The organism is Vibrio sp. ABG19 (assembly GCF_029962385.1).
Taxonomy (GTDB): domain Bacteria; phylum Pseudomonadota; class Gammaproteobacteria; order Enterobacterales; family Vibrionaceae; genus Vibrio; species Vibrio ostreae.
Map to the genome: position 1 here is coordinate 335,345 of NZ_CP071707.1, position 13,722 is coordinate 349,066.

Sequence of the window (13,722 nt, forward strand, 5' to 3'; positions counted from 1 at the left end):
AAGTTGGCATGAGGAATGCTTAGTAGTTAGTACAAATGCAGGCAGCGTTTGTGCTTCTTTTCAGTGATAAGGCAGAAATCACTGATCACTTCATGTTCTTTGACCTCCTTCTGGGAGGTCTTTTTTTGCACCAAATTCATCACCTTGCCCAAAAACAAAGCAATCATCTGTGTACCATTGCGATAAGAGTAATTCTAACCACTTGATATTAATCAAAATTTAAACATGGCACACTAAATGCTTTATTATTTAGTACAAATGCAGGCAGCGTTTGTGCTTCTTTTCAGTGGTAAGGCAGAAATCACTGATCACTTCATGTTCTTTGACCTCCCTCTGGGAGGTCTTTTTTTTGCACCAAGTTTACTCTCATGCCCTAAAACCAAGCAGCAAAATTGGTTCTACCTCAGCGATAAAAACCTCAATCATCTGATTTTATTGGCTTTATAAAATTGGCATAGAGAATGCATTGCTATAATTACAAATGCAGGCAGCGTTTGTGCTTCTTTTCAGTGATATGGCAGAAATCACTGATCACTTCATGTTCTTTACCTCCCTCTGGGAGGTTTTTTTTTGCGTGTCATGTATCTGACACCGAAAGGATACTAGTCGCTTTAGCTTGCTCGTTATTTGAGCGGCATCAATATTTTCAAAATCTACGCCTCCTGAAACACAAATGGCATCGACAAATGTGGCGCAGATCAGACCAATACAAAATCAATTGCATAATAAAAATCCCGTTTAGCACCGATAGCGAGCTGTGTTTGCGGCAACCTGTCTCTGTCAACCAATCCTGCGTTAAAAATAAACTGAAAGAAAAACACCAAAATCTCTGTCTTAACCTTTAACTCACCCGATTGCACAGCTGACAGCGAATGCTTATGCTGATGATTAATCGGGCTCAAATCAAGATTCAGAGGAATGAGGATGACCAAGCCAATTAAAGTGACACTTTATCGGTGGGCTGGGCAGTTTGGCCCGTTTAAAGTCAAAATACCATGCGGTGAATGCACATTAAGCAAAGATATCCTGGAAGATAGTTTACGCAATGAACTACTGGATGTACCGGTCGATCTGGAAATCAAAGACTGGCTCAGCAACTGGTGGCAGCCACTGCGCTTCGGCGCATGGCACGCACCTATTGTGACGGTGGAAAATCGGGTCGTCAGCCAGGGAGAAGCCCTCAACCGGGGAGCGTTTATTCAGGCTGTGATCAGCGAATGGGTCAAACGCGACAGATTACAGGGCAATATTGTCTTTGGTAAATACAACTGCCCATATTGTCAAAAAGCCAAGAAGCTGCTCGATACCGCTGGTATTCGCTATCAGTATCATGATGTTGTGAAAGAGAGTGCCGCCCTGTATCGTATGATCCCGGAAGTCAAAGCGCATATCGGTGGTAAAACTCCGGTCACCGTACCGCAGATCTGGCTTAACGGTGACTACATTGGCGGTTGTGATGCGCTTGAAGATTGGCTCAAAAGCCATACGGACAGCAACAATGTTATCCACTTCTCAAGCCCGGTCAGTGGTGAATAGCACAGCATTGCTCTGGAGTTACCATCCCATGTTTCGATTCCATATAGTTTCGATGCCATATAGTTTCAACCCCGGATAAAAACGAAAAGCCCCGGTTGTGACAACCAGGGCTTCGATAATATTGATGGCTCGCGTTAGCGGCTGATCTTCTTCCACAATGTTTTGATGAAAGACTTTTTCTTCGGCTTAATTTTGCCGTACAGCTCTGCATGCATCAGCTGCTGACCGATCACTTGACTCATGTACAGTGCACCTAAATCATTACCCATGATTTCCTCCCACACTAAGATGTAATTTAACTACATATTGAAGTTAATATAGCATCAAAATGGGATAAAACAAGACACAGGTCACACTTTAAAGTAATTAAACAACGAAAAGCAGTAATTACACAACAAATTAGCTGCGTTTAGGCTGTTTATAGGTCTTACCCGCCGCCTGATAAGTGTCCTTCACTTTGACATCAAACAGCGCCTCAAAGAACCAGGCTACAAACTTAATCACATCTTCACCTTCGTTCATGATGTGCTCAACGTATTCCTGCTCTACGCCCTGTTCATCAGTCTGCACAAACACATGATAGATACGTTGTTCACCTTCAATATCAGCCAGAGCAAACTGACCACTCAGAGAGTGTGCCGCTTGCGCGATATCCGCGTCATCCGATTGCTTCAGCAATTCGAGCGCTTGTGGCAGTGATTCTTTCGCACATAGTTCTTTTACCAGCGCTTCAAACTCATTCTGTTGCATCTTGCTTCCTCTTTGATTGCAGTGCCGGATTATAACGATAAGGTGCCCGGCCTGCATCAGCAATACGACATCCCCGGTAATTATCTTTGCGCTGGGCGAACCGCCGGGCATTAAAAATGGGTGGCCAAAGCCACCCACGCGTTATCGCTCAAGCTTAACTTAATTGCCGCGGTAAGTAGAATAAGCGTAAGGGCTCAATAGCAGAGGAATGTGATAATGTGCGTCTTTATCCGTCACATTGAATTCAACCGGAATTTCACTGTAGAAACTGTCGATATGTTGCTTGTCAAAGAATGGAGCAACATCAAAAACCACCCGGTAGTGATCTCCGTCGCCTAAAGCAAAACTGTTGATGCGTCCCTGAGCATTAGTGGTTTGCTCGGACAGTAACTGCCATTCACCGTTCAACTGCTGATAGAAACGCACATCGACGCCTTGCCCTGGTAAACCCTGATTGGTATCCAGCACATGCACGCTGACATCAGCCAAAGCTGGCACACTAATCAATAAAGCAGCAGCCGCCAAGCTACGTTGAATAAACCGGGTCATAGGTGTTTGCTTAACCATTTATAGTTACCTCTGTTTGTAATGAATATGCCCATCACAAGACCCGGAGACTGCGATAAATATTTCAACTGATGCAAAATTTTTCCGTACGGCTAAGGGTTTATTCCCGGAGAAAAGTGTTTATAGTGGTGCTCTTTAACCATTGGCTCAGTTTTCCCCACCGAAAAGAGCGCTCGATAGGAATATGTTATGGATTGGCTGCAAAGTGTTACCACTTATACCCGCGTGGTTGAGGAAGGCAGCTTTAATGGTGCGGCACGCAAGCTCAATACCACCAGCTCAGCGGTCAGCAAACGTATCCATTGGCTAGAGGAGCGCATTGGCGTTCAACTGCTCAAGCGAACTACCCGCTCGGTCACCCAGACCGAAGCTGGTGCACTTTTTTATCAGCGAGCCAAGTCACAGCTGGAAAGCTGGCAATCTGTCGTCGATGAAACCCGCTCGCTCAACCAAAGCCCGGCCGGACTGCTAAAAATCGGTGCCACTTTGGCGGTAGGTTCAAAATTCCTGATGCAATATGTCGACGAGTTTCTTCATCTTTATCCCGATATTCGTATCCAGTTGACGACCACAACGCCAGGCCAGTTACCTGAACTGCATCTTGACCTGTTCATCAGCCGTGAAATCGAGCAGCTCAATTCCCTCAGCTTTAAAGCGACAGCCCTATTTGAGCATCACGCCGGCTTTTACGCCTCTCCGCAATATCTGCAGCGGAACGGCATGCCAACCCGGCTACAAGATCTTAATAACCACAATGTCTTATGCTGGGGTGAGCAGACCCGGCGCGAGATGAAAACCAGTAATAATCAACGTATCACGGTATCGGGTAACTTTGCGACGACCAACCCTGAAGCCCTGTTTTATGCCGGTAAATGTGGCATGGGTATTGTGGTCTCCAACCATGTCATGCTGAAAGAAGAACTCAGACAAGGAGCATTGGTGCGTATTTTACCTGACATTACTATCGATCAGGCCACGGTCTATGCCTACTACCCGAAACTGGATTATCAGCACACGCGCACCCAGTTGTTTCTCAATTTCCTCAAACAGAAACTGGCTCAGTCACAGGACAAAATGCTCACCTTTGGATAATGTCGCAAACCGAAAAAAGCATTCATTCAGGTAAAACTAAGTAACATGTTGATTTGCGATAACTAATACTACTTATCTGCGCAGAGCCGCGCAGATAGTGGAAAATTGTGATAATTTCAGCCATAGTAACCAAGAGCATAATATGATATCAGTTACTTAATTCCCATCAGTCTGTCTGAGACAACGTGAGTGCGAATTATGACTACAACGTCACTGGCTAGAAACGCCGTTAGTCTGGAAACCATAAACGAATTGCTTCTGCTGGAAGAGCACGCATTGCTGGACAGAGCGGCCAGAGTGCTGCATTCGCATTTCAGCACGTTTTGTACCTGCATTGTCGAACTCGATAAATCTCATTACAAGGCCCATCCTCTCTCCTATGCGGCCGGCAAGGAACTGAAAGTCAGCCCGTGCTACCAGTTGAAAGGCACCCCTTGTGAGCAGGTGGCAAAATCTAAACAGGAGTTTTGCCTGTTTCCCTCTCAGGTCAGTAAGATTTTTCCGTTTGATGATTTTCTGGCAGACAATCAGATTGAGTCGTATATCGGCGTACCTTTGCGCACCAACAATGGCGAAGTGCTGGGGATATTGATTTCAACCTTTACCGAAACCATGCACGATGAAGGGAGCATGGTGGAATACCATCGTATTATTGCGCGCATCATCGTCCATTCGCTGCGTAACAAATGGTTATCTGAGCGCTCTGACAGCCTGGTCAATCAGCTGAGTTATGAAGTGTCGCATGACAATCTGACCAACCTGATGAACCGCAATTATCTGTCAGATAAATTAGAGCGTCTGGTCGAGACCAGCAGTGAGCCGTTTACGCTCGCCTACCTTGATATTGACAATTTTAAGGCCATCAATGACCTGTATGGGCACTATATTGGCGACCAGATCATTCGGTTTGTCGCTAATTCGATCGTGCAATGCGTGCGTGAGGAGAACCTGACATTTCGGATTGCCGGCGATGAGTTCGCATTTATCACCTACTCATCAGACCCACTCAAAATTTGCCGTTCCATTCTCGATAAACTCGAACAAGGCTACTTCGATCCGTCCCATCGCATCAAAGTCAGCCTCAGTATCGGTATTGCGAAAAAAGGACCGGAAGCGATTAGCGCTGACCAGCTGATACTCAATGCCAGCCTGGCGCTGAAAGATTGTAAACAGAGCCGCAGCAGCCAGATTCGCTGCTATGACACTCACCTGAGCAGTCAGTATCACCGCCGCACTCAAATCATTGACGCTCTGCGCAGTGAACTGGATAAAACCAGTGTCACCGAGGCGGAAATTTTTATAGTCGTACAGCCCATCGTGCAGCGTGGCCAGAGCGATTGGAACTATTATGAAGTCCTGGCGCGCTGGAACCATCACAGCATGGGCTTCATTTCTCCGGTTGAGTTTATCGAAGCGGCCGAGCAGTCCGGGCTGATCATTGAACTTGGGGAGCGTATTGTCGAACTGGCCTGTGAAGCCAAGGCCGCGTTAGAGGCGGAACTGGGTTACAAAGTTAAGTTAGGCCTCAACTGCTCTGCGTATGAATTAACCAATTCGACCCGTTATCTCAATCACTTAATGCACACACTCAACCGTTATCAGTTCGCTCCTCATGAGTTCACCATTGAGCTGACCGAGACGGTGCTATTATCACAAACCAATGAGGTGAAGTATATTCTCGACCGACTAAGAGAACTCGGTTTTACCGTCGCACTGGATGATTTTGGCACCGGCTATTCCAGTCTCAATTACATCCATAGTTATCCGATCGACTGCATCAAGATAGACGCCAGCTTTATTCGCAACATGTTGTGCAATGAAAACTCGGAGCGGGTCGTCTGGCTGATTATCCAGCTCGCCAAACAGTTACAGGTCGACTTGGTCGCCGAAGGCGTGGAAAGCCAGGATGAGTTAGACAAGCTCTATTCGATGGGCTGTGAGCAAATTCAGGGCTACTTTTTCTCAAAACCGGACAGGCCGGCCCACATTGCTCAGCTGTGGCGTGAAAACCGCGCTAAGCTGGCCGGTACCCGTTCAGAAAACGCCGAACAGACCAGTCGTCCCGATCAAAGTAATCATCCCGATCAAGACATTTATCGCGATTAACCCTCATCATCGCGGTTAACACGGCGGCGAGGTTGGTGGTGGTCAACGTGGTTTGGCCGGGCGAGCGCATAAAAAAAGGCCCTGTAATACAGGGCCTTTGTCATACAACGCTGGTGATACCCGGCAACCTATTGACCCGGCACACTGCTCATTAAGAGCCTGATTCCGGTGTTGCTTCGCTGGCTGAAACTTCATTGGCGGACGATGTCTCGGCCTGGTTTGCGGCCAGTAAACCTTCCTGCTGTTCCAGCATGGTGTCGAGCTGATCACGACGCGCGATAAAATTCGCCATATCCTTTTTCGGCACTGAATTTGCCATTGGAATTTTCGCCGTCATCGGATTGACCGGATGTCCGCGTACAATCAACTCATAATGGATATGCGGCCCGGTAACTCGACCGGTAGCACCAGACAAAGCAATACGTTGACCACGGGTAATCTTCTGGCCTTTGTGAACCAGAATTTTACTCAGGTGCAGATAACGCGTGGTATAGGTACTGCCATGGTTAATCACCACGTACTTACCGGCGTAAGGATGGTTGCGGGTCATCACGACTACACCATCACCGGTTGCTAAGACCGGTGTGCCGGTCGGCGCAGCAAAGTCAGTGCCGTTATGCGGCGCGATGCGACCAGTCACCGGATGACGACGCTGCGGATCAAACGGTGAAGACATACGCCACTTGTGAGCACTTGGATAGCGCTGGAAAGCGCGTTGCAGGCTCTCACCATTTTTATCGTAATACTGACCATCTTTGTAAAGATACGCGGTGACTTCATTACTGCGACCCAAAATCTTAATCGCCTGAATCTCACGGTTGCCCGTCAGTTTATCGCCAACGTATTGACGCGATAGCACAACTTCGAACCGGTCACCGGCACGCAAATCACGCCCAAAATTAATTTTATCTTTCAGCAACGTCACTATCTGATCGATATCTGAGCTTCCCAGACCCAACTGATTTGCCGACTGCGAGAAACTGCCCTGAATTTCACCAATCAACGCAAACTCTTTCCATTTGCCCGGAATTTTAACGTCCTTGAACTCGTAGCCACCATCCGGTGTTCGAGAATACACCGCGCGCTCGACCATGCTGAATTCCAGCTCCATTTTGGCCAGGCTCTTACCATCCTGACCTTTCCAGAAGCGCAAAATATTGCCCGGTTTCAGCGTATCCAGTGCGAGGTAGTTTAAATCGGTTTCCATTACCTTCATCATTTCCTGGTAGGTAAATCCCAGTTGCGTGAAGATAGAGCTCAGATTATCACCAGATTGAATCTCATATTCATAATCCGGATAGACCCGCTGTGAGTCTGCCGAATCAGACAGAATCGACTCCACGATTTGCGATTCTGGAATCGACAATTCGATAGTTCGTGGATACGAAGGACTGTTAAGCGAAGATGAGATGGCTGCCACTGCCAGTAGGGGTAATCCTACAACTGATGCTTTCTTGCGTTTAGAAAGCTCAGAAAATCGTAATATTAAAGACTTCGGTAGCACAATCTAACCCGTGGATAATGTTAAAAGAGCACAAAGAGTAAGTTTTTTTTGGCTAAAAGTCACCTGTAGAGTGTCATACAGTGTCAATCGCAGATTAAAAAGGCACCGCAGTGCCTTGTAAGATTTATGTTAGATTTCGCTGATATTATGCTCGCCCACCCGGATAGAATGGCTCACTAAGCAGGGGGCGACATCTCAGCAACGGATAAATTGGCTACTGATACGTTTTCACCAGGCAGTTATCTTCGCCAAAACCGTTCGGGATGTATTGATCGGCCTCAGCATCATTGACCCACTGCTCAGTATCGAGCAGATAGCGGAACTGATACTCACCATCTTTAGGTAAACGCGTTTTGTATTTAAAGGTGCCGGTTTTGGCCACTTTTTTCATGGGTTCAGGCTGCCAACCAAGAAAATCAGCCACAATTTCGACCGTTGAGGCTTGTGACGGAACGTCCAGCTCAAACGTCACTTCCACTTCATCTTTGGTTTTAAAGAAACGCTTATTAATCATGTCAAAACTCCATTTTTGAAAAAATCACTCCGCTCGCTGACTATAAAACTAACCTGCTGTAGAAAAAAGCATCATCTGCAGATAAGAAAATCAGCTCTGTATAAAGTCGTCAGTCATACGTGAAACGAACCAGCCACAGATGTTCAGTACGCATCAGCGGCTTTGGACACCCGGCAGATATTGCACAGTCCGGGCACTACGCCTGCAGTGACACTGGCTGTTCATTGTTATTGAATTAACTGATATTTCTGCGATATACCCACTAGTATAGACTTAAACTTTGTCGGGACATCACTCACAGCCTGATTCTCATCATGAGTCAGCAGAGAAACGTTAAGTTGGTCATCCTTTTGTTCTAATGCCTGCACCACAATACGATCGCCTAACCAAAGACTGTCAGTCATCACCATGCGTTGCCGCTGGGCATCAAACTCAAACAAGGCGAGATAGTACATCAGAGCACGGCTCTGATCAGATACCCGGATAATACCGGCATAGCCATACCGCTGAGAGTATTGCGCCAGTTTGAGCACAGTCCTGGCATCGAGCGCCACCTCGCCACGTTGCTGACCTGAATCGTAAGAACCCAATAGCAATCCCCGGACATCATCGCGACGATTGATCAAGGCAAAAGCAAAAGAGCCAGGCACGCCAATCGTTAAAGGTGCACTAACCTTAACATCAAATAATTGTTCGACAATCTCATCGCTGCTGGCCGGACGGGAAGGAAATTTGGCCAGAATGTCATCATCCGACAAAGAGAACCGATACACCCCTGCGGCTACGACCAACACCAACAACAACAGTGGCGTCAGTAATATTAAAGGAATCGGCAGCCCGCGTTTTCTCATTGTTTTTTCTCCCAAGCGTTTATCTTCCAAGCGATTCGCCTCCAGGCGGTTGCCTGCAAAAAGCGGGCTCTTCATCATTCTGGCCTCGCTAACCACCCCAATACACCACGATTAGCGGGCACTATACCTCAATCTTGACCCCGGTTTACCGGAGCACAAGCAAAATGTGCAGCGCCCCGGGTTTCACTTTACAGCGTTAGCAATGAGCGTAGAATCCACTCGCTCATCACCATTACTTTTGTAAGGTTTTTCTTATGTTTGCCATCTATGAGTCCTATCAGGCCGGCTTACTTAAATCCGGCCACTGGACACGTAATCTCGTTGCCGGTCTGATCGTCGGTGTCGTGGCGCTGCCACTGGCCATGGCATTTGCGATTGCGTCCGGAGTCAAACCCGAGCAAGGCATTTATACTGCCATTTTTGCCGGTATCATAGTGTCGTTATGCGGTGGATCCCGGGTTCAGATAGCAGGCCCCACCGGCGCATTTATTGTCATTCTGGCGGGAATAGTCTCTGAACACGGCATCGTGGGGCTACAAATCGCCACCATGATGGCCGGAGCCATTTTACTGCTGCTCGGCATCAGTAAGCTCGGCAGTATCATCCGTTTCATTCCCGATCCGGTTATCGTCGGATTTACCAGCGGCATCGGTGTCATCATCTGGGTTGGTCAGTGGCGCGAATTTTTTGGTCTGCCCGCAATTCACGCCGAACATTTTCATCAGAAACTGCTGGCTCTGCTGCAAACGTTGCCGCATCTGGATCTCACCACTACGCTGCTGGCGCTGTTATCTCTGGCCTTGGTGCTGCTCACGCCTAAAATTCCGCGCTTGAATAGAATTCCCGGCCCTTTAGTCGCTGTGGTTGTGGTCACCGTGCTGCAATATTGCCTCCAGTTCGAGGGGGTTCGAACCATAGGGTCTGCATATGGCGGTATTCCCCAGGGCCTGCCCGATTTGTCCGTCCCCGATGTCAGCCTGGCGCAAGTTCTCAGTCTGATTGGACCGGCCTTTGCCATCGCCATGTTGGGTGCGATTGAATCTTTGCTGTCTGCGGTCGTCGCTGATGGCATGGCGGGCACCAAACACAACTCCAATCAGGAACTGGTTGGCCAAGGCATCGCGAATATGATTACTCCCCTGTTTGGCGGCATCGCCGCGACCGGAGCAATCGCACGCACTGCAACCAATATCCGTAATGGGGGCAACAGCCCGATTGCCGGCGTGGTGCATGCCCTGACTCTGGTGGTGATTATTCTGGCCCTGGCGCCGCTGGCCGTTAACATCCCGCTTGCTACACTGAGCGCGATATTGTTTGTGGTGGCGTGGAATATGAGTGAGGCAGGCCACTTCGTGAAACTTGTCCGCCGGGCGCCACGCGCCGATGTGGTGATCCTGCTGATAACTTTCTTGTTGACCGTGTTTGCCGATCTGGTCGTCGCCGTCAATATCGGGGTTATTCTTGCTATTCTGCATTTTGTCAAACGCATGGCAGCCAGTGTTGAGGTCACCGCCAATACCAGTCAGGATCTCAGCCAGGAACTTCGCGAGTACAACCTGACCGTATTACCTCGCGACATCGCGGTCTACGCTCTGGACGGCCCCTTCTTTTTTGCCGCCGCAGAGAGCTTTGAGCGAGTCATGACCAGTATCGCCCAGCCGCCCCGTATTTTGATCATTCGTCTGAAGTGGGTGCCTTTTATGGATATTACCGGCTTGCAGACACTGGAAGAGATGGTGAGCCGCTTCCAACACCAGCAGGTTAATGTCTTGCTCTCCGGTGCCAATCCCAGAGTGGCACACAAGCTGCGTCGGGCAGGAATTGTCGCCTTGCTGGGTGAGCAGAATATCCAGCCGGATTTTCATCATGCCCTGGGCGCTGCGCTGGCCATGACAGAAGCGGCCACAGACAAGAATCCATCCTTCAACTGAACATTACTAATTACCCATTTTGTCCTCTCCACCCCTGAATTTACAAATCAGGGGTGTTTTTTGACCGCAATGCTGAGTTATTAACCTCTTTTGTGTTCTTTCACCATAACGCGCTATGGGACTGTGTTCATGGTCACATAAAAAGCACAAACCATTTTAAACATTCCATTCACCAATGTAACAATAACCAAACAATTAACTATATTGCAGCCACTCACTAGTGAAATAAAGTGAATATTTAACGATATTTAATGAATAGTATTGCTCAAAACATAAAAACTAGATATTCTTGCGTGCATGAGTAAATAGGGATATTGAGTGAATGACTATGCCAGGGAGTGGGTATTACTTGAACCAGTGGTATCACGAGAGACGCAATGCAAGATAACGCTCAAACTATTAAATCACCGGCAGAAAACACTTCTTCCGGCAGCTTCTGGATGTTCCTGATCCCTTCTCTGATCGGGCTTTTCCTGTTTATGGCACCGATCAGCTATCAGGACTCTCTGACGATTCCTGTCGCTATTCTGGCCAAATCGATTCAAGCGGTACTGGGTGACAGCCTGGTTGCTATCGTGACCATCATCATCGCTTTTATGTCGGTTGCTTCCGTGTTGACCAAACTTTTCCAGCCGGCCTGGATCACTCAACGTCCGTTTCTGAATGGCCTGTTCAATCCGAACTGGATCTGGCTCGTGGTACGTATCATTGGCGGCGCGGCAGTGATCATGACCTTTTTCCAAATTGGTCCTAAAGCGGTTTGGGAAGAAAACACCGGTGGTCTGGTGCTGGAAGGCCTGCTACCGACCTTGTTCTCAGTATTTATTTTCGCTGGCCTGTTGCTGCCGCTGCTGTTGAACTTTGGTTTGCTGGAACTGATGGGTGCATTGCTGAGCAAGATCATGCGTCCGCTGTTTAACCTGCCAGGACGCAGTGCGATTGACTGTGTGGCTTCTTGGCTGGGTGACGGCAGTGTCGGTATTCTGCTGACCAGTAAACAGTACGAAGGTAAATTTTATACTCAACGTGAAGCTGCGGTCGTTGGCACCACCTTTTCTGCAGTATCAATTACTTTCAGCCTGATCGTCATTGCACAGGTAGGCCTGGAGCATCTGTTCTTGCCATTCTATGCCGCTATCTGTCTGGCTGGTTTGGTTGCTGCAGTGATCATCCCTCGTCTGCCACCACTTAGCCTGAAGAAAGATACCTACATCGATGGCAGTAAGCCGCAAGCAGATCAAGATGCGGTACCACAAGGGCATACTGCGTTTTCATGGGGCATGGATCTGGCGCTGGCTAAAGCTGGACAAGTTGGTTCGCTGAAACACGTATTGGCTGAAGGCGTACGCAACGCTGTTGATATGGTATTCGGGGTACTGCCTGTGGTGATGGGTCTGGGTACGATTGCGCTGGTTATCGCTGAATATACCTCTGTGTTCTCGATTCTGGGTCAGCCGTTTGTGCCTTACCTAGAACTATTGGGCATTCCGGAAGCAGTTCAGGCATCACAGACCATGGTTGTGGGGTTTGCCGACATGTTCATTCCGGCAATTCTGGCCGCTTCAATCGATAACGAAATGACCCGTTTTGTGATTGCCGCCATGTCGGTAACACAGCTGATCTACTTATCCGAAGTGGGTGCTTTGCTACTGGGCAGCCGTATTCCGGTCAACATTGTCGAGCTGTTCGTGATTTTCATCCTGCGCACCCTGATCACACTGCCTGTGATCGCTGGTGTTGCCCACCTGATTTTCTGATTCCGGTTGTAACAAAACGATGCAAAACAGCCTCACTGTGTGAGGCTGTTTTGGTTTATCACCGGCTTACTTTCCATTCACTCCTATCAACAAAGCGCCTAGCGAAAACCGCTCTATATCCTGTGCTTTGGCCATCATACTCCGCCAATCGTTAAAACAGCCCACATGCGGGGATGGTAAACAAACGTTGGTTTGTGCTATCGGTGAACAGATGAATGCGTTCAAGCATAAAGAGCTGTATACAACAGGCTGATGATCCGATAACGCCCGATAAGCAAACAAAAAAAGCCCCTCAAGATGAGGGGCAAGGTTACCATCGCTTTATAGTTATAATCCGTTCAACAGTGAGGGGGCTTAGCCAAAGTCCCCATTCACATAGCCGCGAGTGCGATCGTCTCTCGGCTCATTAAAGATATTCTGAGTTTCATCGTGTTCCACCAGCTCTCCCATCAGGAAGAAGGCCGTGCGATCGGAAATACGACGAGCCTGCTGCATGGAGTGCGTCACAATGACGATGGTGTAGTTCTTCTTCAGCTCTTCCATCAGCTCTTCAATTTTGTGGGTCGCAATCGGGTCCAGCGCGGACGTCGGTTCATCCATCAGGATCACGTCAGGCTGCATCGCGATAGTACGAGCAATACACAAACGTTGCTGCTGCCCACCAGACAGACCAAACGCATGCGACTTAAGACGATCTTTTACTTCATCCCACAGCGCCGCACCGCGTAGCGAGCTTTCAACCACTTCATCAATGTGTTTTTTGTCTTTGATACCCTGCGCACGCAGGCCGTAAGCAACGTTTTCATAAATGCTCATCGGGAATGGGTTTGGCTTTTGGAACACCATACCAACGCGAATGCGTAAATCCGCGACATCGATATTGCCATACACGTCGTCGCCGTCCATGGTCAGCTTACCGGTAATTTTAACCCCTTCAATCAGGTCATTCATGCGGTTAAGACAACGCAGTAGCGTCGATTTACCACAGCCGGACGGGCCGATCAGCGCCGTTACCTGACGAGTCGGGATTGGCAGGTTGATCGATTTCAGTGCCTGGTTTTCACCGTAAAACAGGTTCAGGTTTTCAATGTTGAATTTGTTCATTGTGTTATCT

13 protein-coding genes are annotated in these 13,722 nt (G+C 48.3%); 6 read left to right on the forward strand and 7 right to left on the reverse strand.

Annotated features, from left to right (window positions below):
- Positions 1–237: 237 nt before the first annotated feature.
- Together J0X00_RS01485 and J0X00_RS01490 are read left to right on the forward strand one after the other, a co-directional pair.
- Positions 238–447 (forward strand): hypothetical protein, encoded by a 210-nt coding sequence (locus J0X00_RS01485; RefSeq protein WP_136483732.1) that lies wholly within the window; start codon positions 238–240, stop codon positions 445–447.
- A gap of 477 nt (positions 448–924) precedes the next feature.
- A complete protein-coding gene (locus J0X00_RS01490) occupies positions 925–1,536 on the forward strand; it encodes a glutaredoxin (protein ID WP_282476821.1) in 612 nt (203 codons plus the stop codon).
- Positions 1,537–1,670: 134 nt separating this feature from the next.
- Here the strand turns inward: J0X00_RS01490 and J0X00_RS01495 are convergent, their stop codons facing one another.
- From J0X00_RS01495 to uraH, 3 genes are all read right to left on the reverse strand, one after another.
- The gene (locus J0X00_RS01495) at positions 1,671–1,805 is read right to left on the reverse strand and encodes a hypothetical protein (RefSeq protein ID WP_256611436.1); all 135 of its coding nucleotides are present in this window, start codon (positions 1,803–1,805) and stop codon (positions 1,671–1,673) included.
- Positions 1,806–1,935: 130 nt separating this feature from the next.
- Positions 1,936–2,286, reverse strand: a complete 351-nt coding sequence (locus tag J0X00_RS01500) for a hypothetical protein (protein WP_136483730.1) — start codon at positions 2,284–2,286, stop codon at positions 1,936–1,938.
- Between the two features lie 159 nt (positions 2,287–2,445).
- The gene (uraH, locus tag J0X00_RS01505; RefSeq protein ID WP_240798128.1) at positions 2,446–2,853 is read right to left on the reverse strand and encodes a hydroxyisourate hydrolase; all 408 of its coding nucleotides are present in this window, start codon (positions 2,851–2,853) and stop codon (positions 2,446–2,448) included.
- A gap of 189 nt (positions 2,854–3,042) precedes the next feature.
- On the opposite strand from uraH, the gene J0X00_RS01510 reads away from it, so the two are divergent.
- Positions 3,043–3,945, forward strand: a complete 903-nt coding sequence (locus tag J0X00_RS01510; RefSeq protein WP_136483729.1) for a LysR family transcriptional regulator — start codon at positions 3,043–3,045, stop codon at positions 3,943–3,945.
- A 198-nt stretch (positions 3,946–4,143) separates the two neighbouring features.
- Positions 4,144–6,051 (forward strand): GGDEF domain-containing phosphodiesterase, encoded by a 1,908-nt coding sequence (locus J0X00_RS01515; RefSeq protein WP_282476822.1) that lies wholly within the window; start codon positions 4,144–4,146, stop codon positions 6,049–6,051.
- A 151-nt stretch (positions 6,052–6,202) separates the two neighbouring features.
- Here J0X00_RS01515 and J0X00_RS01520 read toward each other — a convergent pair whose 3' ends face one another.
- From J0X00_RS01520 to J0X00_RS01530, 3 genes are all read right to left on the reverse strand, one after another.
- Positions 6,203–7,555, reverse strand: coding sequence for a peptidoglycan DD-metalloendopeptidase family protein (locus tag J0X00_RS01520; RefSeq protein ID WP_282476823.1), 1,353 nt, complete (start codon positions 7,553–7,555; stop codon positions 6,203–6,205).
- Between the two features lie 214 nt (positions 7,556–7,769).
- A complete protein-coding gene (locus J0X00_RS01525; protein WP_136483726.1) occupies positions 7,770–8,069 on the reverse strand; it encodes an isoamylase early set domain-containing protein in 300 nt (99 codons plus the stop codon).
- Between the two features lie 227 nt (positions 8,070–8,296).
- Positions 8,297–8,998 carry a hypothetical protein gene (locus J0X00_RS01530; protein ID WP_282476824.1) on the reverse strand — a complete coding sequence of 234 codons (702 nt, stop codon included), beginning with the start codon at positions 8,996–8,998 and terminating at the stop codon, positions 8,297–8,299.
- 176 nt (positions 8,999–9,174) lie between these two features.
- Here J0X00_RS01530 and J0X00_RS01535 point away from each other — a divergent pair, with 176 nt between their 5' ends.
- Positions 9,175–10,851 carry a SulP family inorganic anion transporter gene (locus J0X00_RS01535; RefSeq protein ID WP_282476825.1) on the forward strand — a complete coding sequence of 559 codons (1,677 nt, stop codon included), beginning with the start codon at positions 9,175–9,177 and terminating at the stop codon, positions 10,849–10,851.
- 377 nt (positions 10,852–11,228) lie between these two features.
- Positions 11,229–12,608, forward strand: a complete 1,380-nt coding sequence (locus tag J0X00_RS01540; protein ID WP_218561597.1) for a YjiH family protein — start codon at positions 11,229–11,231, stop codon at positions 12,606–12,608.
- Positions 12,609–12,962: 354 nt separating this feature from the next.
- On the opposite strand, the gene pstB is transcribed toward J0X00_RS01540, so the two are convergent.
- A complete protein-coding gene (gene pstB, locus J0X00_RS01545; protein WP_136483723.1) occupies positions 12,963–13,712 on the reverse strand; it encodes a phosphate ABC transporter ATP-binding protein PstB in 750 nt (249 codons plus the stop codon).
- Positions 13,713–13,722: the final 10 nt, after the last annotated feature.

Excerpts from the sequence above, each read along its gene's own strand:
- J0X00_RS01485 (WP_136483732.1), top strand. The coding sequence starts at position 238 with ATGCTTTATTATTTAGTACAAATGCAGGCAGCGTTTGTGCTTCTTTTC.
- J0X00_RS01490 (WP_282476821.1), top strand. The coding sequence starts at position 925 with ATGACCAAGCCAATTAAAGTGACACTTTATCGGTGGGCTGGGCAGTTT.
- J0X00_RS01495 (WP_256611436.1), bottom strand. The coding sequence starts at position 1,805 with ATGGGTAATGATTTAGGTGCACTGTACATGAGTCAAGTGATCGGTCAG.
- J0X00_RS01500 (WP_136483730.1), bottom strand. The coding sequence starts at position 2,286 with ATGCAACAGAATGAGTTTGAAGCGCTGGTAAAAGAACTATGTGCGAAA.
- uraH (WP_240798128.1), bottom strand. The coding sequence starts at position 2,853 with ATGGTTAAGCAAACACCTATGACCCGGTTTATTCAACGTAGCTTGGCG.
- J0X00_RS01510 (WP_136483729.1), top strand. The coding sequence starts at position 3,043 with ATGGATTGGCTGCAAAGTGTTACCACTTATACCCGCGTGGTTGAGGAA.
- J0X00_RS01515 (WP_282476822.1), top strand. The coding sequence starts at position 4,144 with ATGACTACAACGTCACTGGCTAGAAACGCCGTTAGTCTGGAAACCATA.
- J0X00_RS01525 (WP_136483726.1), bottom strand. The coding sequence starts at position 8,069 with ATGATTAATAAGCGTTTCTTTAAAACCAAAGATGAAGTGGAAGTGACG.
- J0X00_RS01530 (WP_282476824.1), bottom strand. The coding sequence starts at position 8,998 with ATGATGAAGAGCCCGCTTTTTGCAGGCAACCGCCTGGAGGCGAATCGC.
- J0X00_RS01535 (WP_282476825.1), top strand. The coding sequence starts at position 9,175 with ATGTTTGCCATCTATGAGTCCTATCAGGCCGGCTTACTTAAATCCGGC.
- J0X00_RS01540 (WP_218561597.1), top strand. The coding sequence starts at position 11,229 with ATGCAAGATAACGCTCAAACTATTAAATCACCGGCAGAAAACACTTCT.
- pstB (WP_136483723.1), bottom strand. The coding sequence starts at position 13,712 with ATGAACAAATTCAACATTGAAAACCTGAACCTGTTTTACGGTGAAAAC.